At 34.4% G+C, this 24199-nt stretch carries 24 protein-coding genes; 9 read left to right on the forward strand and 15 right to left on the reverse strand.

The window, feature by feature from the left end:
• Positions 1-2 precede the first annotated feature (2 nt).
• Positions 3-2537: a phosphoenolpyruvate carboxylase gene (locus AC6CHK_RS09595; protein ID WP_498095522.1), complete on the reverse strand. Its 2535-nt coding sequence runs from the start codon at positions 2535-2537 to the stop codon at positions 3-5.
• A gap of 262 nt (positions 2538-2799) precedes the next feature.
• Here AC6CHK_RS09595 and AC6CHK_RS09600 point away from each other — a divergent pair, with 262 nt between their 5' ends.
• The 6 genes from AC6CHK_RS09600 to AC6CHK_RS09625 all read left to right on the forward strand — a co-directional run bounded on the left by AC6CHK_RS09600 (position 2800) and on the right by AC6CHK_RS09625 (position 6962).
• The gene (locus tag AC6CHK_RS09600) at positions 2800-3303 is read left to right on the forward strand and encodes a T9SS type A sorting domain-containing protein (protein WP_498095524.1); all 504 of its coding nucleotides are present in this window, start codon (positions 2800-2802) and stop codon (positions 3301-3303) included.
• 101 nt (positions 3304-3404) lie between these two features.
• A complete protein-coding gene (locus AC6CHK_RS09605; protein ID WP_498095526.1) occupies positions 3405-3806 on the forward strand; it encodes a hypothetical protein in 402 nt (133 codons plus the stop codon).
• Positions 3807-3991: 185 nt separating this feature from the next.
• Positions 3992-4273: a hypothetical protein gene (locus tag AC6CHK_RS09610; RefSeq protein ID WP_498095528.1), complete on the forward strand. Its 282-nt coding sequence runs from the start codon at positions 3992-3994 to the stop codon at positions 4271-4273.
• A gap of 147 nt (positions 4274-4420) precedes the next feature.
• Positions 4421-5584: an iron-containing alcohol dehydrogenase gene (locus AC6CHK_RS09615; protein WP_498095530.1), complete on the forward strand. Its 1164-nt coding sequence runs from the start codon at positions 4421-4423 to the stop codon at positions 5582-5584.
• A 203-nt stretch (positions 5585-5787) separates the two neighbouring features.
• Complete coding sequence (locus tag AC6CHK_RS09620) at positions 5788-6243, forward strand: lipocalin-like domain-containing protein (protein ID WP_498095532.1); 456 nt, start codon at positions 5788-5790, stop codon at positions 6241-6243.
• A gap of 62 nt (positions 6244-6305) precedes the next feature.
• On the forward strand, positions 6306-6962 hold the full coding sequence (locus tag AC6CHK_RS09625; RefSeq protein WP_498095534.1) for a GDSL-type esterase/lipase family protein: 657 nt from the start codon (positions 6306-6308) through the stop codon (positions 6960-6962).
• A 119-nt stretch (positions 6963-7081) separates the two neighbouring features.
• Here the strand turns inward: AC6CHK_RS09625 and AC6CHK_RS09630 are convergent, their stop codons facing one another.
• Both AC6CHK_RS09630 and AC6CHK_RS09635 read right to left on the reverse strand, forming a co-directional pair.
• Positions 7082-8434, reverse strand: coding sequence for a DEAD/DEAH box helicase (locus tag AC6CHK_RS09630; RefSeq protein ID WP_498095536.1), 1353 nt, complete (start codon positions 8432-8434; stop codon positions 7082-7084).
• A 199-nt stretch (positions 8435-8633) separates the two neighbouring features.
• Positions 8634-10283, reverse strand: coding sequence for an ABC1 kinase family protein (locus AC6CHK_RS09635; RefSeq protein ID WP_498095538.1), 1650 nt, complete (start codon positions 10281-10283; stop codon positions 8634-8636).
• Between the two features lie 403 nt (positions 10284-10686).
• Here AC6CHK_RS09635 and AC6CHK_RS09640 point away from each other — a divergent pair, with 403 nt between their 5' ends.
• Both AC6CHK_RS09640 and AC6CHK_RS09645 read left to right on the forward strand, forming a co-directional pair.
• On the forward strand, positions 10687-10851 hold the full coding sequence (locus AC6CHK_RS09640) for a hypothetical protein (protein WP_498095540.1): 165 nt from the start codon (positions 10687-10689) through the stop codon (positions 10849-10851).
• A gap of 71 nt (positions 10852-10922) precedes the next feature.
• Complete coding sequence (locus AC6CHK_RS09645; RefSeq protein ID WP_498095542.1) at positions 10923-11240, forward strand: hypothetical protein; 318 nt, start codon at positions 10923-10925, stop codon at positions 11238-11240.
• Positions 11241-11339: 99 nt separating this feature from the next.
• Here the strand turns inward: AC6CHK_RS09645 and AC6CHK_RS09650 are convergent, their stop codons facing one another.
• The gene (locus tag AC6CHK_RS09650; protein WP_498095543.1) at positions 11340-11828 is read right to left on the reverse strand and encodes a hypothetical protein; all 489 of its coding nucleotides are present in this window, start codon (positions 11826-11828) and stop codon (positions 11340-11342) included.
• Entirely contained in the window at positions 11797-12093 is a 297-nt protein-coding gene (locus tag AC6CHK_RS09655) for a hypothetical protein (protein ID WP_498095545.1), read from the reverse strand. Before AC6CHK_RS09655 ends, AC6CHK_RS09650 begins: the two co-directional genes overlap by 32 nt.
• A 530-nt stretch (positions 12094-12623) precedes the next feature.
• On the opposite strand from AC6CHK_RS09655, the gene AC6CHK_RS09660 reads away from it, so the two are divergent.
• Positions 12624-13322: an IS1 family transposase gene (locus AC6CHK_RS09660; RefSeq protein ID WP_498095547.1), complete on the forward strand. Its 699-nt coding sequence runs from the start codon at positions 12624-12626 to the stop codon at positions 13320-13322.
• 21 nt (positions 13323-13343) lie between these two features.
• Here the strand turns inward: AC6CHK_RS09660 and pheA are convergent, their stop codons facing one another.
• The 10 genes from pheA to AC6CHK_RS09710 all read right to left on the reverse strand — a co-directional run bounded on the left by pheA (position 13344) and on the right by AC6CHK_RS09710 (position 24022).
• Positions 13344-14180 carry a prephenate dehydratase gene (gene pheA, locus AC6CHK_RS09665; RefSeq protein ID WP_498095549.1) on the reverse strand — a complete coding sequence of 279 codons (837 nt, stop codon included), beginning with the start codon at positions 14178-14180 and terminating at the stop codon, positions 13344-13346.
• Positions 14181-14395: 215 nt separating this feature from the next.
• On the reverse strand, positions 14396-15925 hold the full coding sequence (guaA, locus tag AC6CHK_RS09670; RefSeq protein ID WP_498095550.1) for a glutamine-hydrolyzing GMP synthase: 1530 nt from the start codon (positions 15923-15925) through the stop codon (positions 14396-14398).
• Between the two features lie 151 nt (positions 15926-16076).
• Positions 16077-17315 (reverse strand): phosphoribosylamine--glycine ligase, encoded by a 1239-nt coding sequence (purD, locus tag AC6CHK_RS09675; RefSeq protein ID WP_498095552.1) that lies wholly within the window; start codon positions 17313-17315, stop codon positions 16077-16079.
• Positions 17316-17407: 92 nt separating this feature from the next.
• Positions 17408-18925 (reverse strand): bifunctional phosphoribosylaminoimidazolecarboxamide formyltransferase/IMP cyclohydrolase, encoded by a 1518-nt coding sequence (gene purH / locus AC6CHK_RS09680; RefSeq protein WP_498095553.1) that lies wholly within the window; start codon positions 18923-18925, stop codon positions 17408-17410.
• A gap of 259 nt (positions 18926-19184) precedes the next feature.
• On the reverse strand, positions 19185-20213 hold the full coding sequence (locus AC6CHK_RS09685; protein ID WP_498096218.1) for a proline-specific peptidase family protein: 1029 nt from the start codon (positions 20211-20213) through the stop codon (positions 19185-19187).
• A 24-nt stretch (positions 20214-20237) separates the two neighbouring features.
• Entirely contained in the window at positions 20238-20801 is a 564-nt protein-coding gene (gene purN, locus AC6CHK_RS09690; RefSeq protein WP_498095555.1) for a phosphoribosylglycinamide formyltransferase, read from the reverse strand.
• Between the two features lie 75 nt (positions 20802-20876).
• Complete coding sequence (purM, locus tag AC6CHK_RS09695) at positions 20877-21869, reverse strand: phosphoribosylformylglycinamidine cyclo-ligase (RefSeq protein WP_498095557.1); 993 nt, start codon at positions 21867-21869, stop codon at positions 20877-20879.
• A gap of 275 nt (positions 21870-22144) precedes the next feature.
• Positions 22145-22696 (reverse strand): NADPH-dependent FMN reductase, encoded by a 552-nt coding sequence (locus AC6CHK_RS09700; protein ID WP_498095558.1) that lies wholly within the window; start codon positions 22694-22696, stop codon positions 22145-22147.
• 33 nt (positions 22697-22729) lie between these two features.
• Positions 22730-23458, reverse strand: coding sequence for a pirin family protein (locus AC6CHK_RS09705; RefSeq protein WP_498095560.1), 729 nt, complete (start codon positions 23456-23458; stop codon positions 22730-22732).
• Positions 23459-23551: 93 nt separating this feature from the next.
• Positions 23552-24022, reverse strand: coding sequence for a hypothetical protein (locus AC6CHK_RS09710; protein WP_498095561.1), 471 nt, complete (start codon positions 24020-24022; stop codon positions 23552-23554).
• Positions 24023-24199 lie beyond the last annotated feature (177 nt).

The raw sequence follows: 24199 nt of genomic DNA on the forward strand, positions 1-24199 counted from the left end.
TTTTAAGCCGAATTCCTGCTCGCATTAATATTTCCGAATAAAGAACGTGTCACAAGCTTTTCGTAAGCTTCTTTATTGCCTTCTCCTTTTTGAATTTTCATTAAAGCATATTGCTGAATACTTAACAACGGAAGAACAATTTTCTCACGGATTTTAACGGATTTTCTTGAAAGCGGATCTTCTTCCTGTAAAATTTTGAAGCCCGTCAACTCAAGCATGATATTTTTTGAAAGATTAAATTCATCAAACAATATATTCCAGAATTCGCCGAATTTAGGATTGTTTTTAATATAATAAGTCAGCGGAAAATAAGATTTGTTCATGCTCATCATCGAGTTTAAAACTAAAGTTTTAAAGAAATCCGAACCTTTGTATAATTCTCTCACTTCTTCAAATCTACCCTGTTTTTTCATTTCTTCCATCGCAAAACCGAAACCAAAGAATCCGGGAACATTCTGTTTCAATTGTGACCAAGATCCCACAAACGGAATCGCCCTTAAATCTTCAAATCTCAGTTCGCTGTCGCCGCCACGTTTTGACGGACGGCTTCCAATATTGGTTTTTCCGTAAAATTCGAGCGTGCTCATTTCCTGTAAATAAGGCACAAACATCGGATGAGCCTTCAAATCCGAATATTTTTTATAGCTTATATTGGCTAATTCAGTAATTAATTTTCTTTCTTTTTCGGTTAAATCTTTTTTAGAATTCTTAAAAACATCATTTTCAACTCCGGCCGTCAAAAGTTGTTCAAAATTGTATTTTGCCTGTTCCTTATTTCCGAAAATACTTGTAATTGTTTGTCCCTGAATCGTTAATTCAATTTTATTATTTGCGATTGTATTTCCTTGAGATGCGTAGAAATCATGGGTTTTGCCGCCACCTCTTGCGGGAGGTCCGCCTCTGCCGTCAAAGAAAATCACTTTAATTCCGCTTTCTTCGGAAAGTCTGGTCAGGATTTCTTTAGCTTTATAAATTTCCCAATTGGCTTTCAGATAACCGCCATCCTTCGTTCCGTCTGAAAAACCAAGCATTATGGTCTGCTGATTTCCTCTTTTTTTCAGATGCTTTTTGTAAACAGGATTTTGATACAATTCTTTCATTACATTTTCGGCATTAGAAAGACCTTCCATTGTTTCAAAAAGCGGAACAATATCTATATTAACCTCTTCATCTTTGTAACCGCAAATTTTGAAGAATGCATAAACATTCATCACATCTTTTACAGCATCGGAATTTGAAATTATATAACGATTCATTCCTCTCGAACCGTTTTCTTGCTGGATTTCCGCAATTTGCGAAACCGTAAACAAAGTATCTTTTACAATATCTTCAAAATCATCAGTATTTACTTTTTCTGAAATCTGAATTAATTGATTGAATTTCTCTTCGTTGCTTACTTCAACACTTCCAAATACTTTCGCAAAAACCTCATCAATCACTTTCTGATGAATTCTGCTGTCTTGTCTTATATCCAATGTCGCAAAGTGAGTTCCGAAGATTTTTACACGATCTCTGAAGTTTTCAAGCAAATCTAAAAACAGAGAATTGTGCTGGCTGATCAATATATTTTCTGCCTCATCAAGTCTTTTAATAATATCTTCCGAAGTTATTTTTTCATTTCTGAAAATTGCTCCGTACAATTCGTTGCTTAGCAATCCTAAAATTTCCGAAACTCCTCTGAAACTCAGTCTTCTCCTCAAATCTTTCAGATGGCTGTAATAAGATTTTAAAATGGCTGAACGCAATTCTTCAGACACTCTTTTGGTAACATCGGCCGTCACAAACGGATTGCCATCTCTGTCTCCGCCCGGCCAGAAGCCAAGCTGAATAATATCTTCATGAAGATGAGCATGACCGTTACCAAATGTCTTACGAATATTTGTAAACAACTCACCAATTGTATCATAATAAACATATCTCAAATAATGGATAATACTTAATGCTTCATCAATGGGCGTCGGTTTTTCTTTGTTTACAAAAGGCGTTTTGCCCAGTTGCTGCAAAAGCATATCGATATTGGTAATCGAATCTGTGGTAATCGCTTTTCTCAAATCGTGAAGAATACGCTGAACCGAGCTTGGATAAAACTGAGTCGGATGCGCCGTGAAAACTACTTTTACACTAAAATCTTTTAATTTTTGACGAACTTTTTCAAGCTTATGATCCTGTAAAGAACGCTCGAATAAATTGGTGATCGTTCCGCTGTCGCTTTCAGAATGAAGGTTTGGAAAGGCAGCATCTTCAATACTATCAAACAAAACAACCTGTCTTTCAATATATTGAATGATCTTGAAAAGAAGCTCAAGCTTTTGCTCTTCCGTTTGTAAATCGGTATGGTTTTTAAAAAATTCTTCAACGATATCTTCCGGAGTTTTGCCTGCATTATAACCGTCTTTGCTTTCTTCATACAAAAACGGAAGCAACATCCCGATATTCGTCATTTTATCATAAGGCAGACTCATAAATAATGAATTGTAGATCTGAAATTTATTCTCTACAATCTGCCTGAACTTTTCTGCGCGTTGGTCGTGTTTCATATAACAAATGTAGGAGATTTTTGATTTTAATTAAGGGTATTTCTATTTAAATTAATTGATTTAAATGATTAATAGTTTCAGATTTTCACTTACATTTGGTTATAAATTAAAGTTTTATTAACCAAAAACCATTTATTTTGAAAAAAAATTATCTATTCTATCATTGTTTTTCATGTTTAATCTTTATTTTACACAATTAAATTGTTATCAACAAAATAATGGCTAATATCAATATTATGCGAAAATTGATAATATTGCGAATGTGAATAATAATTTTAACAAGTCAGATTTTATAAATTATGCTACTTCTTATTTTTCTTCAAATAATTTAAATACACTAAATAATGATATAATTTCTGTTTCTAAATCTTTTCCTACAGCTCAATCTCCTTTTTTACAAAACGTCGTAAGTATTCATTCTAGTACAGATATTTACTCGATAATTTCAAATTCAAATAATTCTATCTCTACAATTGAATGCAGAGGTTTTCCCATTTTACTAAATACTCAAGATCTTGAAAATAAACCTGATATTATTATTTATCCAAATCCAATCATAGAATCTTCTGTCCTGAAAGTTGATAAAGCAGTAAAAAATTTAGAGTTAAGAATAGTTAATGGTAACGGTCAATTAATTTTCCAAAAGAAATATACTCACCAACAAACTATCAATTTAGGGAATCTGATCAAAGAAAAAGGATTATATATACTTACTATTAATGATTTAGATACAAAAAAATTACATTCAATTAAAGTGATAAAATAATACATTATAAAAATAATTTCTTAATATTTATTCGATAATTGTAAGAATTCTAAATAAATATTTCTTTATTTTTGCGGAACCAAATTTCAAAATATTAATATATGCTTAAAAAGATCTTTTTCTTTTTTTCAATCATCCTCTTATTTATCTCATGTGGCGACGATTGCTATAATGCTCCTCAACAGATCGTTTTTGAGTTCGTTGATTCCAATGACGAAAATCTGATCACGAACGGAACTTTAAACACTTTTTCAATTAGTGACGAAAATCAAATCGGAGTACAGCTCACTAAAACGGATGACGATAAAGTCGTTCTTGAAAATGTTGGTGCTTATAATGGTACGAAAAATTACACATTCTATTCAGCAGTTAAAATTTTCGATTTTTCAATTGAATCGTCTGAATTTAAAGGAGGTTGCGATGGTTATCAGATCAGTAAATTAACATTTAAAAATGTAGTCGCAACAGATGAAAAAGGATACTATAAAATTGTCTTGGAATAATCAAAATTTTAAAGGAGCTACATCTAATATCCTTTTGCTTTGAATTATTAATTTTATAAACATCATAACAAATTGAATTACAGATACATAAATATTTATTTTATAAAATTTTTCCTTTATAAGGGAATTTTCATTGGTAAATTATATGATTTTTCGTAGTTTTGCAGCCCTTAATAACAACACAAATGCAAAAGAAAATACTTTCTGATCAAAGTCTTAAAGAACTAAAATATACCAAAAAAAAACAATCTTCAATCATAAAACTCCAAATCCTTTTACTTTGTATTCTGATTGGAACTTCAATTTATCTTACGATCACAAACGGCTTTAGCGTTTTTACAATTTTACCTTTATTTTTCATTCCGATCTGTATTTTTAGTTTAATTAATCTGAAAAAAATTAAAGACGAAATTAAAGTAAGAACCGCATATATTGTGATGGAGAAAAAGATCAAAGAAATGAAATAAACTGGCTGTATCGCGATTTCCTTCTCGTCGATATAACCAAAAAACTTCAATAGTTTAAATAAAACTGAATCATTTAAAATTTAAGCTTTCATTAGCAGAAATTTCGAACTTCAATGCGTAAATTTGATCTAAAATAAATTTAGAACAATGCTTAATTTCGAGTTTAAAAACCCAACAAAAATACTTTTCGGGAAAGGTGAAATCGCTAAGATCACAAAAGAAATCCCTCAAGATGCTAAGATTTTAATGATTTTCGGCGGCGGAAGCATCAAAAGCAACGGTGTTTACGATCAGGTAAAAGAAGCTTTAAAAGATCATGAATTACATGAATTTGGCGGAGTGCCTGCCAATCCGGAATATGAAGTTTTGGTAAATGCTTTAAGTTTCATTAAAGAAAAAGGCATCACTTATCTTTTGGCTGTTGGCGGCGGTTCTGTAATCGACGGAACAAAATTTCTTTCCGCAGCTGCAAATTATGTCGGTGAACCTTGGGAAATCCTGAAAAAACCTGTCCGTACTTTTGAAGGTGAAGGAATGCCTTTCGGAACAATTTTAACTTTGCCTGCAACAGGCTCCGAAATGAATTCCGGATATGTGATCTCAAGAAGAGAAACCAACGAAAAATTGTCTTCCGGTGGCCCCGGACTTTTCCCTCAATTTTCTGTTTTAGATCCTGAAGTGGTAAGATCAATTCCTAAAAACCAGATTGTGAATGGGATTACGGATGCTTACACGCATGTTTTGGAACAATATATGACCGCGCCTTCGTCCGCAGATTTGCAGGAAAGAATTGCAGAAAGCATTTTGATCAGTTTACAGGAAACGGCTCCGAAAGTTTTGGCAGATGATTTCGATTACGAAGCTGCAGGAAATTTTATGTGGTGCTGCACAATGGCCTTGAATGGTTTGATTCAGAAAGGTGTGATTACCGATTGGGCTGTTCATGCGATGGGACACGAGTTAACGGCTTATTACGGAATCGATCATGCAAGAACTTTGGCGGTTATCGCTCCATCGCATTATCGTTACAATTTTGATGATAAAAAAGGAAAATTGGCACAATATGCAGAAAGAGTTTGGGGAATAAAAGACGGAACCATTGAAGAGAAAGCCGAATTGGGAATTAAGAAAATGGAAGAATTTTTCCATAGCTTGAATATTAAAACCAAACTTTCTGAATATACAGAAGACTTCAAAGGAACTGCTGAAAGAGTTGAAAAAGCTTTTACCGAAAGAAACTGGCTTGGCTTAGGTGAATATAGAAAACTGACTCCACAAGATGCTTACAAAATCGTGGAAATGAGTTACTAAAAAATTGGGAAGATGGAAGTTGGAAGCCTGAATTTTTGAAGACCTTAATCAATAATCTTTGAACTTTTAGACTCCCATCTTCCTACTTCCTTTCTTCCAGCTTAAAAATTATCTTTTTTACAAACATTTGTTTAAAAAACCTGAATTTCATTATAAATATTTGAAATTTATTTATATTTTAGCATATTCTTAAATTTGTGAAAATGAAAAAATACTTACTTTTATTTGCCTTTTCTGCGTTAGCGCTTACATCATGTGAAGATGATATTCAAAATTATGAATTGGACATGCTAAAGGGTGAATGGAAGACCGCCAAACAAGAAGTTATTTCCGGTGCAGACAATTCTACTGCAATACAAACCTACATCCCAACAGGATGTGATGCGAAAAGTATAACAGAATTCAGAACCGATTATTATGCAGCCTACACTGCTTATTCAGGAGTCGGAGCAGATTGTACAAGCACCAAAATGGAAGGTAAATTTGATTATAATACTGAAAATAAAGAGTTGGTCATAAAATATGACAACTATAGTGACATGAAGTATAAGATTGTAATTTTGAGCAGTTCAGAATTGAAAATGAAGCAGATGTTTGATAATATCGATATCGACGGAGATCAGGTTATTGATACCACGTACATTTCCTTCAAAAGGTAAAAATAATAAGAACTCCCGGAAAACACGGGAGTTTTTTATGTTTAATAATACAAAAGAAAACAATGAAGAAGATCTTATCAGCATTTCTATTGCTGACTTTTGCGCTTATTTTTTCACAGGAAAAAAAGCCAATGTTTTGGCAGGACATTCAAGATTTCAAAAAAACGGATCAGGAAACAGCACCACCGAAAGATGCAATTCTTTTAATCGGAAGCTCATCTTTTAGAAAATGGCAGGATGTTTCGGATTATTTTCCTGGAAAAACAATTATCAACAGAGGTTTCGGCGGTTCGAGATTAACAGACTTAAACTATTATTCCGAAGATTTATTAAGTCCTTATCAGCCTAAACAAATTATTATTTACTGCGGCGAAAATGACTTTGCCGATGATGCTAAACTAAAAGCTGATATTGTTGTTGAACGTTTTAAAACTTTCTATACCAAAATCCGTGAGAAATTCCCGAATATTGAGGTTGATTATATTTCGATAAAATACTCGCCGAGCAGAGAACATCTTTGGCCACAAATGAAAAAGGCAAATAAAAAGATTGCCAGATTTATGAAGAAAGAAAATAATGCAGAATTCATTGATATTACGAATGTTATGAACGATACCAACGGAAATATCAGAAAGGACCTATTTGTAGAAGATATGCTTCACATGACTCCTGAAGGATATAAACTTTGGACGAAGGTGATGAAACCTTATATGAAATAATTTATTTTGTCGTTCTGAAAGAATACAAACAACATAACTCTAAAACATTATATAGATTCTTTCAGAATGACAAATTCCTATAAAGCAAAAAACGATTCCAATTTAGGAATCGTTTTTTTTTATTTCTTTCTTTTAGACTTCGATATTGCTTTCTGTTGCGCTCTGTTGGCTCCGAATTTTTTTGGAGTTTTTCTTTTTGTTGGTCCGCCCCAGTTTTCCTTCTTGTTTTTATCTTTTTTCTCGTGAAATGCACCACCGCCTTCATATAATTTTGCCTGAGCAGGGTTTTTCATGATGATCTGATCTTCTTCAGAAGCGATTTTCTTTGGATTGATCTGTACTGTTTCGGGGAAATCAATGAATTTTAAATCTTTATCCATTAATAATTCGATATCAAGAATTGAAGGCTCTTCTCTTTTAGTCACAAAAGTGATCGCTTTACCGTCTTTATCGGCTCTACCCGTTCTACCGATTCTGTGAATATACTGTTCCGGAACTTCAGGCGTTTCAAAATTGATAACGTGAGTAATATTGGAGATATCCAAACCTCTCGCCATTACGTCGGTTGTAATCAAGCCTCTTATTTCTTCATTTTCAAAGCTTTTCATGGCTTTCAATCTGTAGTTTTGAGATTTGTTGGAATGGATCACATCAAACTGTTCAGGGAAAAGTTCGTTTATTTTGGTAAACAATAAGTCTGAATTCTTTTTATTGTTGGTAAAAATCAAGACTTTAGACATTTCTGCATTTGTTTTCAGTAAATGCTCAAGCAAATTGATTTTCGTATTAAAGTTTTCGACTTTATAAGCGGTCTGCTCAATTTTCTCAAGCGGAGTTCCGGATTTTGCCAATGAAATCTCAATAGGCCCCGAAAAATACTGATCCAGCATCTCGTCAACCGCTTCGGTCATGGTTGCAGAAAAAAGAATGTTTTGTCTTTTCTCCTTCATCATTTCGAAAATATGAGTCAATTGCGGTCTGAAACCTAAATTAAGCATTTCGTCAAACTCATCAATAATCAGTTTCTGAACTTCTTTCAGTGAAATTGCATTATCAATCGCAAGATCCATTACTCTTCCCGGAGTTCCTACTAAAATATCGCAACCGTCGTTGAACAAAAGCTTTTGGGTATTGATGTTTTTGCCACCGTAAATTCCGATCACTCTTGCCGTAATATTCTCTGTTAATTTTTCAAGGATTTCAGTAACCTGAACGACCAATTCTCTTGTAGGAACAAGCACCAAAACGGTTGGATTTCCGTTTTTGTTATACTTCCATGTTTTAAGCACAGGCAAAAGATAGGCTAATGTTTTTCCAGTTCCCGTCTGCGCAATTCCCATTACGTCTCTTCCGGAAAGTATTGGCCCGATACTTTTTTCCTGAATCGGTGTAGGTTCAAATAATTCTAAATCTGCCAAAACATCAAGAATCTTAACAGGCAGGTCAAAATCTGCAAAAGTGAGCTTTTCCATTTTGCAAAGATAGCAATTAATTTTTGTGTTTTTTAGGCTAGAAGATGGATGTTGGAAGTGTGAAGATTTTGATAAATTCCGGAGCTAACCTTGTCATTCTGAATGTAGCAGAGCGGAATGAAGAATCTCTTTATATTGTTAGATTCTTCCTTCGTCAGAATGACAAAAAGAAATATTTATATCTGGGAACTTGTGAAAATTACTTTCTGGTAACTCTCAACAATAGAATGATTATCAATAAAACAGAAAATAGAAAGCCTAAAACAGCCATTAAAGACATTTCGCCAATTCGCGGGCCGGATTCGGAGACAAAAACAATAGCTGTTGCAATCATATTAGCACCCAAAATCATGGCTAAAATAAGATTCACAATGCTTGATTTTATAATATTGTTGGTCTTTTCTATATTTTTTATTTCACTGGAAATCGTAAATTTATTATCATCCAATTTTTGCAGAACCGAACGAAGTTCTTTCGGAATTTCATCGATATTGTCGGTAAAATTCATCATCCGGTCCATTCCGTTTTTCAGGAGATTTTTGGGACTTATTTTTTTAGCTAATATTTTCTTGGTGTACGGATGAAGGCTTTTTACAATATCAAGCTCAGGATTTATAGTTCTTCCAACACCTTCTATCAAGCCGATTCCTTTAAATAAAAGGTAAAAATAATCCGGCATATAAAGCTGATTATCTTTTAAAACATCTTTCATTTTATTGATAATCAGATGAGGATCTATGTTTTTTAAGGACGTGCTGTGTACAAAATTCAAAACTTCTTCTACATCATTTTCAAATCTTCTTTCGTCAGGAATCTCATAACTGACCGCCATTTTCTTGAGATAACGAACGATTTTGTGTGAATTTTTAGCTACAAAAGCAACAATTAAACTTTCAAGAATTTCCTTATCATTGGGCTGAATTTTTCCTACCGCACCAAAATCTATAAAAACAACTTTCCCGTCTCTTTTCACCAAAATATTCCCGGCATGAGGATCTGCATGGAAAAATCCGTAATCTAAAATCTGTGAAACAAAAAGCCTCAAACCTACTTCAGAAACCGTTACCGGACTTATATTATGATTTAAAAGCTCTGCTTTATCGGTGACTTTCATTCCGTCTATGAATTCCATACAAAGTACATTGTTGTTTGAAAATTCGTCATACACTACCGGAACATACGTTTCTTTGCTGTTTTTAAAGTTTAAGGCAAACTGCTGAATATTGTTTCTTTCATTCACCAGTGAAACCTCTTCCAGCAAAGATTTCTCAAAGGTGGCAATTGCCTGTTTCAGGTTTAGTTTTGATCCTATTTCGGAATAGGTGGAAATCAGCTTTACCAAATCTTTTATAAGAAGCAGGTCGTCTTCGATCACGGTAAGCACATCAGGTTTTTTGATCTTTAAGATCACTTCTTCACCGTTGTTTAACGTAGCTCGGTAAACCTGGGCGATGGAAGCGGTGGCCAAAGGAATGGAATTAATGTTCAAAAAATGATCTTTAACGGAAATATTAAATTCATTTTCCAGGATTTCCTCTACATTCATTTCAATCACTTCTACCCTGTCTTGTAATTTTTGCAGCTCCTGAATCATCTCCGGAGGAAGCAGGTCTTCACGATTGCTGAATGTCTGACCAAGTTTTACAAAAGTAGGTCCCAATTCTTCCAAGACCAGCCTTATTCTTTCGTAGACGGTGCCTTTGGAAACCAATTCGTCGGGGTTTTCAGAATTGTCTTCCGGTTTTTTGCCGCCGTTCATTCTTGCCAGCATATCTTTAAATCCGTATTTACTCAGTACGGAAATCAGCCGGGCAGATCTTTTCAGTTTTCGCTGTTGCTTGTCAAACATATTGATAAAGTAAGTAGCTGCAATTTACTTCAAAAATTATTCCTATTCTTTTTTATTCGTATAAACTATTTAACCTTGCTGGGATAAGAGATGAAAGATGATAGTTTTAAAATCATTAAACGCAAAGATTTATAATTAAACTTTATATTTTAGAAAGCAAAGGCAGCTCAATTTGCTTTGCTAAGCTTGAGCGGAAGCCTTTATATAAGCAAATGGAATTCACCTTTGCGTAAATCTCATAATAAATAGATTATATTATTACTTAAACACGAATTCAGGCTTTTTAAATAAAAATATTTTGAATATTTGGTGTTATATGTGAAAAGATTGGAATTATTTATGGCTTGGTTCAAGAGTTTTTTCTATCTTTATTGCTCATTATTAACCAATAAAATATTATACAATGAAAAAATTACTAAACAAAAAATCGCTTTCAAGAGAAGAATTGAAGAACATTTCGGGTGCCGGACTGATCCGCAACTGCTCCAACCAATGCTGCCCGACAGACGGAAGACCAAGATGCCCGGGACTAATTTGCCCGGCGGTGGTTTGCCCGCAATATATGTAATACAGCGAATGCAACAATGAATAAGAACAGGTGAAAGCCTGTTCTTTTTTGTTTACAGCCTTTATTTTAAAATGCTTTGTAGTAATATTATCACTTACAATGCTTGTTTTATACTTTACGGTGCTAAGATTATCTCTTCTTGTGAGAACTTTATAAATGATGTTGCTTACTTTATACAAGACATCAGAAGTTTTGTTATAGACATCGCCTGTTCTATATTTTCCGACGCTTACATTATTCTATTCGATATGAAATTTATGAATGACATTGCTTACTTTATACAAGACATCAGAAGTTTTGTTACAGACAACGCCTGTTATATACTTGCCGACGCTAAGATTATCTTCTCCGATGCAAACTTTATGAATGACATTGCTTATTATGAATGAGACTTTAAAAGTTTTATTGCCGGCGTCGCTTGTTATATCTTTTACGGTGCCTGTTTTATAATATCAATTGCTTGATTTACAACATCAGGTGCTTACTTTTTAAGCTCCTTTATACGTTTTAAATTCTATGCCGTTGATCTGCTTATACTGCGTGCTTGATGCACCGAAGACGCTTTTTACATACTGCTTTACTTCTTTTGCTGTCTGTACGAGACCTGAAAGCGGATTGTACATCACCAGATTTCTGTCTGCCATCGCATTGCTGTATTGTGTGTAAGAATTGATAAGATCGGAATTTTTTGTCTGCATGTCTGCCAGCTTGGTTTGTAATGCAGCTACCTTCAAATCGCCTTCATTAGGATCATAAGCAGGATGCTGGACCAAGACTTCAATCATCCCCGAAAAATGCTCTATCATTTTATCGTAAGACTGCTGCGAGGTGGAAATGGTTTTTATCGGTTGAGGCTCCAGATCATTTGATGATGTATCCGTTTTTTTAGAAGATGCATCCTGTATTTTTTTATTGACTGATTTTAAATTATTAATTCCCAATGGATCAACACCGGAAACAGAAAATGCATTTGACAATCTTTGTAGAAAGAGGTTTCAGGTCTGCAAAAACATTTTTCCGGCTGTTGGTCGCATTGTCAAAAGATGTTTTTTTGGCTCTGGTACTATCCATACTATCCTGTGCTGCCTGTAAAAGTGCTTTTAATTGCGGAACTTTAAGTGCTTCTTTGGTCGGATTGTAAGCCTCTCCGAATCCTGAACAAAAAGAAATGAGAGACTGAAAACTGGCAGCATTTTTAGTATGCCCAGTTTCGCTTACTGATTTTTTAGTGATTAAAGTCATTTTGTATTTTTTTATTATCATTATTAAAACAAATGTATAAATTATTTAAATACATATAATACAATTAATTTTTTTATTTATTTACCAGTTACTCATGTTCATTTTTTTTAATATATTTAATAATATTATGCGTCAGGTTTTGACGTTTTGCAGCAGTAGTTTTGCTTTATAACATATATAATTTAAACAATTGAAAATATTCATATTAAATTTCATATAAACAGCTTAATGAATGCTAAAAAATGTTAAATTTGCGAAATAAATATTCATAAAAAACTAAATATTAACCTTAAATACACAAAATAGATGAAAAAACTCTACATGAGTGCATTTCTTATATGCACTTCTGCCGTATTGTATTCTCAGGATGTGGCATGGCAGAAGGATATGGTCATGTTTCAGATTTAGTGATGAGAATCATTCAACCACTTAACTTGCTGAAAATCAACAAAAGTGGATAATAAAATAATTCAAAACAAGAGTAGGTATTCCCTATTCTTGTTTATTTTTGTTGAAAAAAACATATCCAAATGACTGAGAATCATTCCTCATGTATCAGAGTTAGTGATACAGGAATTTGCTGTAAATGCTATTCAAAAAATATCATCAAAAACGGAACTACAAAAAATAGAAAACAGCAATATATCTGTAAAAACTGCCATAAAAGATTTATTGAATTTTATACTTATAAAGCTTATGAAGCTGATATCAATTCAAAAATAATTCAATTAACCAAAGAAGGTTTGGGAATAAGAAGCATAGCAAGGATATTACAAATTTCAACAACAACTTTACTTAGAAGAATTATTAGCATTGTAGAAGGCATAATTCAGCCTACAATATCTTTTCATCAAACTTACGAATTAGACGAAATGAGGTTTTTCATCAAGAATAAAGCAAATCCGATGTGGCTTGTTTATGCTATTAATAAAAACACTAAAGATGTTGTGAGTTTCTGCATTGGCAAAAGAACAAATCGAACTTTAAATACAGTTATCAAAACTTTAATCTATTCAAATCCTGAGAAAATCTATACCGATAAGCTGAGAAATTATCAATATTTAATTCCAAAAAAGATTCATGTAAACAAAAGATTTGGAACCAACTCTATTGAAAGAAAAAACCTAAATATAAGAACCCGCTTAAAAAGATTGAACAGAAGAACAATTTGCTTTGGTAAAAGTCTGGCAATTTCAAATGCAGTTTTGAAAATTTACTTTTGGAAGTAAATTACATGAAATAACTCTGCTTTATTCTTCAAAAACATATTCATCATAATGCCCGAGAAACTTTACATTGGAGCCAATAGAAATAATTTCATCAATTGCATTTTGCGATAATACAGGATGCCATTCACTGGCAACATTGATGAAGAAGAAATAGTTTCCCAAACCGGTTTTCAGGGTTCTGCTTTCAATTTTTGAGAGATTCATTTTTCGCCATGCAAAAACGGAAAGTACCTGATGCAAGCCACCAGCGTGATCTTCAGGTAAAGTAATGATCAGGGAAGTTTTTTCGGAAGTTTTTGGCAAATCAAGCTTTAAGGCTGATTTTACTTTTGAAACGACAATAAATTTGGTATGATTCTGCTCAAAATCCTGAATATTTTGATGAATAATTTTTAAGCCATACAATTTTGCAGAATACCGATTGGCCACAGCAGCCCATTTCTCATGCGGGTTTTCTGAAACCATTTTTGCGGATGCGGCCGTGGAGCTGTAATCCTGTGAAGGTACATTTTTATAATTTTCATATCTGAAATGGAAAGTCTGCGCTAAAGCCTGCGGATGAGAAATAATTTTTTCAAAAGACGAATTATCCGGATGTATCATCAGATGATGTGCGATCGGCATTACCAGTTCGGTCTCTATAAACACTTCAAAATCATATAAATAATCTAAAGTCATCGACACAGTCCCTTCAATTGAGTTTTCCAAAGGAACGACGGCTTTATCTACTTCACCGTTTTTAACCGCATTGAAGCAATCTAAAATACTCGACTGGGGAATAAGATCTTCATCAGGGAAAATCTGCGACGCAGCCAATTGTGTAAAGCTGGCCTGCGGGCCAAGAAATGCTATTTTCATACAGCAAAAGTAAAAAAATTAAGTAAAAATTGAATTAAAAAAAACAAAACCTCCCCAGAAGGGAGGTCAAAAACACAAATGATGAAAAAAAAATTATATCTTTTATTTAATAATATCGTTAATTCTTCGATAAAGGTAAGATCAAAAAAATTACAAATTCATGACTTAAGTCATAAAATAAAAAAAATTAATCTTTATTTATCTAAAATGAGACATTATTCCCATTCTATCGTCGCAGGTGGTTTGCTTGAAATATCATAAGCAACCCTGTTGATTCCTCTTACTTCGTTGATGATCCTGTTTGAAACAGTTTCCAAAAACTCGTAAGGTAACTTGCTCCAAGTTGCAGTCATAAAATCGATCGTGTTGGCTGAACGCACAACAGCGGTATATTCATAGGTTCTTTCGTCTCCCATTACTCCAACAGATTTCACCGGAAGTAAAACTACAAAAGCCTGAGAAACTTTCTCATACAAATCATTTTTATACAATTCTTCGATGAAAATATCATCTGCATCCTGCAAGATTTTTACTTTTTCTGCATCTACAGCACCCAAAATCCTGATTCCCAAACCCGGTCCCGGAAAAGGATGTCTGTGTACCAAATGATGAGGAATTCCTAATTCTTCACCGACTTTTCTTACTTCATCTTTAAACAATTCTCTTAAAGGTTCCAACAATTCAAATTCCATTTCTTCGGGAAGTCCGCCAACATTGTGATGTGATTTGATCACGGCAGAAGGTCCGTTTACCGACTGACTTTCGATTACGTCCGGATAGATTGTTCCTTGAGCTAAGAATTTAGCACCTTCAATTTTATGTGATTCTTCATCAAAAACATGAACGAATTCGTTTCCGATAATTTTTCTTTTTTGTTCAGGATCGTCTATTCCTGCTAATTTTGATAAAAATCTTTCTTTAGCATCAACCAACTTAATGTTCATATGGAAATGTTCTCCATAATTTTCCATTACTTTTACGTCTTCATCTTTTCTAAGAAGTCCCGTGTCTACAAAAATACACTGAAGCTGATCACCAATCGCCTTGTGAATCAAAACCGCGGCAACAGAAGAATCTACACCACCTGAAAGGCCAAGAATAACTTTGTTATCTCCTACTCTTTCTTTGATTTCTTCAACTGTTTTTTCTATATAATTAGTCAGTTTCCAGTTCTTTTCTGCATCACAGATTGCGAAAACAAAATTTTCAAGCATCTTTCCGCCTTCTTCAGTATGGGAAACTTCAGGGTGAAACTGTACACAATAGATTTTTCTTTCTTCATTAGAAATCGAAGCAATGACACCGGATTTTGCATTTAACTCAAAACCTGCAGGCAACTCTCCCACTTCGTCAAAATGACTCATCCAAACGATAGAATTGTTTGTAACGCCTTTTAATAAAGAACTTTCCTTAACAATGTCTAAATGAGCTTTTCCGTATTCACCTTTTACACCTTTATGCACTTTTCCGCCTAAAAGATGCGCGGTAAGCTGCATTCCGTAGCAAATTCCCAATACCGGAATTCCCTCTTCGTACAATTCTTTTTCAACCAGATGAGCGTTTTCTGCATTCACAGAACTTGGTCCGCCGGAAAGGATAATTCCTCTTGGCTGTCTTTCTAATATTGTTTCTAAAGGTGTATTGAAAGGTAAAATTTCAGAATATACACCCATCTCACGGATTCTTCTTCCGATAAGCTGATTGTATTGTGATCCGAAATCTAATATGATAATACCGTTATTCATTATTATAATTGATTTTTTTGAAAAATTTCAGACATAAGATTTCAGATTTTTGGTCTAATTCTGGAATCTAGCATCTAAAATCTTATTTCTAATATTAACTGTTTTACAAAAAAAGACTTGGGAATTTCCAAATCTTTTTTTTATGATTTATTTAAAATTTTCCGATGTCTTCTCTGTAGAAGCTGTAATCAAAGTGAACCGGAAGCGCATCTTCATAAACTTTCTTGCGAGCCTCTTCGTAAGTAGCACCTGTTGCAACGATATTCAGCACTCTTCCACCGTTGGAAACTACTTTCTTTCCTTTTCTGACAGCTCCAGCATATAATAACTGGCTGTGTTTTACCTTGTCTTCTCCTACAATCTCAAAACCGGTTTCGATATTTCTTGGATAACCTCCCGAACACATGACAAGACAAACTGCTTTTTCGTCTTTAAATTTAAGCTCGATATCTTTTCCGTTCATACAATCGTTGATAACGTCTAACAGATTATTCTCCATTAAAGCCATTAAAACCTGAGTTTCAGGATCTCCGAATCTCATGTTGTATTCTAAAAGATAAGTTCCGTTTTTAGTGACCATCAATCCGAAGAAAATAATTCCTTTAAAGCTGAAACCTTCCGCTTTAAGACCTTTAATAGTTGGTTCTAAAATATTTTTTTCGAAATCTGCCTGATGTTCTGCTGTAAATTCCGGACTTGGTGCTACCGAACCCATACCTCCTGTATTTGGTCCTGTATCGCCGTTTCCTGCTTTTTTATAATCTTTTGCAGCAATACAAGGAAACAATTTTTCACCGTTCGAGAATGCAATGATTGATGCCTCAAAACCATGTAAATATTCCTCAATTACCAAACGAATTCCTGCATCACCGTAAATTCTACGGATCATAAAGTCATGAATCGTAGCTTCAGCCTCTTCAAGAGTATCGCAAATTACAACACCCTTTCCGCCTGCCAAGCCACTCGCCTTCACTACCAAAGGATATTCCTGTGTTTTAACGTATTCTTTTGCCTCATTATAAGAATCAAATACCACAGCTTTTGCTGTTTTGATATCATAGGTCTGCATAAATCTCTTGGAGAAAGCTTTACTTCCTTCAAGGCTTGCAACTTTCTGGTTGGGACCGAAAACTTTAAGATCGTGCTTTTTAAATTCATCCTTTAAGCCGGCTACCAAAGGAGCTTCAGGACCTACAATCGTAAGATCTACTTTTTCTTTTATAGCAAAATCCCTCAATTCTTTAATCTCCGACAAATGAACATTCTGCCCGATTGCGTCCGTAGATGCGTTTCCGTTGGCAAAAAACATTTTAGTAACTCTTGCGTCTTTTTGAAGCTTAGCTGCCAGTGCAGATTCTCTTCCACCTTCACCTATGATTAATATTCTCATACTTTATTTAATTAACAAGTCTATAATTTACAAATATATAATTTTGAATGCTATAAATACAATCTCAAAATATGATTTTAATTCTATTTTAATTAATGGAAAAAATGTCTAACACCCGTGAACATCATCGGAATTTTGTGTTCATTTGCCGCTTCAATACTATCCTGATCTTTCACACTTCCTCCCGGCTGGATGATTGCTGTGATTCCTTCCTGAGCGCAGAAATCTACCACATCGCGGAAAGGGAAAAATGCATCAGAAGCCAAAACCAATTCTCCCGAAAACTTTTCTTTTGCTCTTTCGATGGCCTGTTGAGTCGCCCAGATTCTATTCACCTGGCCGCCGCCGATTCCGAAAGCCTGAATCCCGTTTGAAACGACGATTGCGTTGGATTTCACATATTTTACCACTCTCTGAGAGAACAATAATGCTTTTTTCTGCTCGTCTGTAGGCTGAGTTTCAGTAACTACTTTAATATCGTCTGAGAAAATACTGTCGTTGTCCTGAACCAATATTCCACCGTCAACCTTCACCCAAGTTTGCTTGTCGGAAACAGGATTAACTATTTTTATAATTCTTAAATTTTTCTTTTTTCTTAAAATTTCTAAAGCATCTTCATCAAAATCAGGCGCCATTACAATTTCAAGGAAAGTTTTGTTTAATTCTTCAGCAGTTGCAGCATCAATTTTGAAATTGGCAGCAACGATTCCGCCGAAAATAGAAACCGGATCACATTCGAAAGTCTTTTTATAAGTTTCTAAAGCTGAAGTTCCGATCGCAACTCCACAAGGTGTAGAATGTTTTACAGCGCAACATGCCATTTCGTCTTTAAATTCATTCACCACTTTCCAGCAAAGATCCATATCGCGAAGGTTGTTGAAAGACAATTCTTTACCTCCCAACTGCTCAAAATCTTTCATTGCACCATTTTCGAAAGTAGAAACATAATAAGCTGCCGTTTGATGAGGGTTTTCGCCATATCTTAAGTCAGAAACTTTTTTGTAAGAGGCATTAAGATAAGTAGGATAATCTTCTTCTAAAAGCATTCTTGAAATTGCCGCATCGTAAGCCGAAGTAAGATTGAATACTTTTCCGGCTAATTTTTTACGAGTTTCGATGTAGGTGTCACCGTTTTGTTCCATTTCGATTTTTACTGCTGCGTAATCTTCAACATCAGTAATTACCGTCACAGAATCAAAGTTTTTAGCCGCCGAACGAAGCATTGAAGGGCCACCGATGTCGATGAATTCTACTTTTTCGTGTAAAGAAATGTCTTTATTCACATTTTCGAAAAACGGATAAAGATTCACGATCACCATGTCGATCAAGCCAATTCCGTGCTCCTGAACAGTTTTCATGTGCTCTTCATTGGAACGAACAGCCAATAATCCGCCATGTACTTTCGGATGCAAAGTTTTCACTCTTCCGTCCAACATTTCAGGAAAATTAGTCACCTCATCAATCTGAATTGGATTTAAACCAGCTTCTTTCAAATGCTTGAACGTTCCTCCTGTAGAAATCAATTCATAATTTTGGGATTCTAAAAACTGTGCAAATTCTGTCAATCCGCTTTTGTCAGAAACACTGATTAAAACTCTCTTTTTACTCATTTTAATTTCAATTTTTTTCATAGGATTTCCTCCTATGCTTGTTTAAATCGTCCCTTCAGGACTTTTTATTTTCAATTTTTTACTTTTTACAGCTATTTCAAACTGTATTCCGGTTCTTTCACCTCCGGAATTACTTTTATTTACTTAGATTTTTTAAATTTTTTCGAAATATTTTTTCCTAAGTTTAAAGTCTATTTGTCTTTTTTATTTTGAAGATGCTTCAACGTGACAGCTAATAAATACTGCTTCTTTAACTTTATTAATTGTTTTTAATCTTTTCAGAATCTACATCTTTTATAAATTTGATAACACCGTCCATGAAAACTTTTTGATCGTCCCACATTGCCAAATGGCTTCCGTTCGGACAATAAAGATAGCTTCCGTTTTTCACCAGTTTGCTTTGTTCTTCCATTGCTTTTGGATCCATTGTATCATATTTGGCTCCGATCATCAATGTAGGAACTGTTATTTCTTTCAAACGGTTTTTGATGTCCCAGTTTTCAAGACGACCGCTTACTCCAAACTCACTTGGTCCCTGCATCAAAGTATAAATTTCTCCATTTGTATGCTTCAAAGAACGGCTAAGCGCATCCGGCCATTCTTTTAAACGGCAAACATGCTCGTGATAAAAGTTGGGAATAAGCAATTCCATATATCGAGGATTGTTAAAATCTTTTTTAGCTTCCAAAGCTTTTATTTCCGCTAATATTTCGGGTTTCATTTGTTTTGCAAGCACCTTTTCAGCATATTTCCCGTATTCCGGTGCGCTTGCCATCATATTTGAAACCAGAAGACCTTTTAAGTTTTTTTGGTATTTTAAGGCATATTCCATTGCCAAAATTCCACCCCAAGAATTCCCTAAAATATAAAAATTGGAATTGTCTGCGCCAATTGCTTTACGCACCTGCTCCACTTCTTCTACAAATCTTTCCGTCGTCCAAAGGCTGTTATCTTTCGGCTGATCGCTGTAATAAGAACCCAATTGGTCATATTCGTAAAACTCAAAACCTTCTCTTCCAAAAAATGTTTCAAAACATTCCATGTATTCGTGGGTCATAGCCGGACCGCCGTGTAACAGCAATATTTTTATTTTTGGATTGTTTCCGAAGCGCTTCGTCCAAACATTAAACTTACCTTTTGGAGTATTGATAGGAATCATTCTCACGCCACCCGATTCGATTGAATCACCATAATTGAAAAATTCTGTGGTGGAAACAACATTTTTTTCAGGATTTGGCTTACATGAAAATGTGATTAGCATCATTAAAAAAAAGGTAAGAAAACGCATCATTGTGTATTTTTTTGTGTTATTTTAATTTCCTAAAACTTTATTAATGGCTTTTGGAAAAATTTCATATTCAATATGATGAACTTTTTCTGCCAACGTTTCCGAAGTATCATTTTCTGTGACTTCGAATGATTTTTGAAGAATCGCTTCTCCTTCGTCAATTCCCACCGTTACAAAATGTACGGTTGCTCCGCTTTCTTTTTCTTTAGCCTCAATTACCGCATTATGAACATGATGTCCCCACATTCCTTTTCCTCCAAATTTCGGAAGCAAAGCCGGATGAATATTGATTATTTTACCGTTCCAGTTCTCGCAAAATTCAGGTTTTAAGATTGATAAAAATCCTGCCAATACGATAAGATCTGTATTTTCAGGGATAATTTTGCTCAATTCGCTGCTGAAGCTTTTTCCTCTCGGAATCAACACGTTTTCTAAATTGTGGTTTTTGGCTCTTTCCAGCCCGTAACATTCTCTGTCTGCAACCACCAAAGATATTTTTGCATTCTGGATTTCTCCACTATCAATCGTATCGATAATTCTTTGAAGATTGGTTCCTGAACCTGAAACTAAAATGACTATATTTTTCATTAATTTAGATATTAGATATCAGATACTAGATTTTAGACTAAAGTCTAGTATCTGATATCTTAAATCTCATGTCTTTTAGAATTTTAAATCTATCTTTTCGCTTCCTTCTGTAATTTCTCCGATTTCGTAAGCATCGTCAAGAAGGTGCAATACTTTTTCGGCATGTTCTGCATCAACCACAACGATCATCCCGACGCCCATATTGAACGTTCCGAACATTTCTTCACGAGCGACACCGCCTCTTTTCTCTAATTCAAGCATGATGCTTGGAATTTTGATTTTTGAAGCATCAATTGTAGCACACAATCCTTCACCGATAATTCTCGGAATATTTTCGTATAAACCACCGCCTGTAATGTGAGCAATTCCTGAAACTTTTACTTCTTCAAGAACTTTATGAATATCTTTATAATATAATCTTGTCGGAACCAAAAGCGTTTCGTATAAAGGTTTTCCTTCAAATTCTTCGTTAAAATCCGGGAAAACTTTTCTTACTAAAGAAAAACCATTTGAATGGAATCCAGAACTTGGCAAAGCGATAATTTTGTTTCCTGCCTTGATTTTGGATCCGTCAATGATCTGATCTTTTTCAACAATTCCTACACAAAAACCTGCAACATCATAATCTCCGGGCTTATACATTCCGGGCATTTCGGCAGTTTCGCCACCAATCAAAGCACAATTGTTGTCTTTGCAGGCTGCAACCATTCCCAAAACAATTTCGGCAGCAATTTCGGAATCCAATTTTCCACAAGCCAAATAATCTAAAAAGAACAATGGTTTTGCGCCGTGGCAAAGAATATCATTCGCACACATCGCAAAACAATCTACACCAATAGAATCGTATTTTTTTGAGTCTAAAGCTACTTTCAGCTTCGTTCCCACTCCATCCGTTCCTGAAACCAAAACAGGATTTTTGTATCCTCCGATTTCATAGAAAGCACCAAAACTTCCCAAATGATTCAAAACATTGGAATTGTGAGTTTCGCCAACTGCTTTTTTAATTTTGTCAACGGTTTTATATCCTTCCTCTTTGTCTACTCCTGCTGATTTGTACGTGTTGCTCATGCTTTATTCAGATTTTTAGATGTGAGATTTCAGATTACAGACTATTTGTAAATCTAATATCTGGCATCTGGTGTCTTTTATCTTTTAATTACTTTTTATTCAAATTTAGAAAACAAAAAAGCCGACAATCTTGGTAGATTATCGGCCGTTATTTTATCTCAGAATTTCAGCGCCCACAGTTTTTCCTTTTATAGAGAAACATTCTTTGAAAGTGGACTGAAATTTCATTCTTTTTTCTTTTTGCAAAGATATTAATTTTAAATTAATATTCAAATCTATTTTTCAAGGATCGATTCAACGGCTGAAATCTTCTTGACTTTTTCTTTTAATTCACTGTCTTTCTCTTCATTAGAAATTTTCTGTACAGCTTTATCAAAATTATCATTAAAGAAAGGTAATGAAAAAGTATCTACAATATTTCCACCGTGAAGCGGAAAACGCTTTGATGCAGCTTCCAAAACTCCCGCTCCGCCTCTTCCTCCGGGAGAAGTAGACATCAGCAACATCGGCACTTCGTTCCAAACCGCTCTTTCTTTGATTCTTGAAACCCAATCGAACACATTTTTGAACGCCGTTGAATACGTTCCGTTGTGTTCCGATAAAGAAATCAGCAATATGTTTGCATTGTCAATTTTTGCTGCAAAGTCTTTTGCCTTTTGAGGAATTCCGTCCGATAACTCTATTTGATGCTTATAAATCGGCATTTCAAAATCGTTCATATCAACGATTTCCACTTGTGCATTTTCGAATAGCGTCGAGGCATAAGTTACTAATTGTTTGTTTATTGAGACTTCGGAATTGCTTCCTGCTATTGCTAAAATTTTCATTATTTTTTCCTGATTAAAGCTACAAATGTATTATTATTTAAGATAAGAAGGTAATTCCATTGGGACTTCCATTAAAAGGATTTCTGTATCTTCAACGGCTTCGATGTTGAAGCTTTGAGTATCCCAGATTCCTAATCCGTCTCTTTCGTTTAAAATCCTGTCACCTACTTTTGCGCTTCCTTTTAAAACGAAAGCATAAACCCCGTTTCCTTTTTTGTTGAACATATAGTTTTTGCCGTTTCCTTTGGTAAAATTCGCTAAATTGAACCACGCATCCTGATGAATCCAAACTCCGTCATCATTTTTGTTTGGTGACAAAATTTGCTTAAAACCGTTGATTTTTTCCCCTTCTTTAATACTTTTTTGATCATATCTTGGTTCAACGCCAATTTCTCTTGGGAAAACCCAGATTTGCAGGAATTTTACCGCTTCATCTTTATTTTTGTTGTATTCGCTGTGCATTACACCTGTTCCTGCGCTCATGACCTGAATTTCCCCTTTTTTAATAACGGCAGTTGTTCCCATTGAATCTTTATGTTCCAAATCGCCTTCCAACGGAATTGAAATAATTTCCATGTCTCTGTGAGGATGCGTTCCGAAGCCCATTCCTTGCGAAACGGTATCGTCATTCAAAACTCTTAAAACTCCAAAATTTGATCTTTCAGGATTTTGATAATTGGCAAAGCTAAATGTATGATAAGAACTTAACCAACCGTGATCTGCATGACCTCTTGAATCTGCTTTGTGATATACTGTTTTCATATCTTTTTATTTATGATACAAATTTACATGATGCAAACTTTGGAAATATTGACGTAGGATAAGAAAGGAAAACAGGTGTTTAGTTTAGAAAAATTAATTCAAAAGAGCCCAAATTGCAACACCAATACCGGTATAAGCAACAACAGTAATGATATCGGCTATAGGTTGTGAAAAGCGTTTTTCAGCAATTTTCTCGCCATTGATCTGGTTCTTATGGAATTTCAGGATTTTTTTAGGATTATGAACCGGGTGCGCCACAAGACTGTCACTTTCCCAACGGTCAACTATTACTTTATAGGTTTTGCCTTCAACGTCAATTCTTACATTTTTATTAGGTGCAAGTTTCTGCTGAATATTGATCGGGACAGGTGCTTGTTGTGAATTCAGACTTTGGGATTCTGCTGTTATATTTTTCGATTGTGTAGGAGTACCACTAGCAAGAGCTGTACTCTTTTTAGATTCTTGCTTATTATCGATTGTTGGATCCACTTGTTTTTTAGCCTGATAGGTATAGCAACTCACAAGAGAAAATGATATAATGATGAGATAAAGATTCTTTCGCATTAGTCAAATTTAAGAATTAAACGGAATATTTTGTATTTTCTTTTGAAAGATCCTGTTTTTAAAATTTATTTCTTTTAATAAAGCATCGGTATTAAGATTTATAATGAAATTGTCCACTGAACAAAACTTTCAATGTTAAATAAAAAACGAACCGAAGCCCGTTTTATTGATATTGAA

Source organism: Chryseobacterium sp. GQ58 (assembly GCF_059758895.1).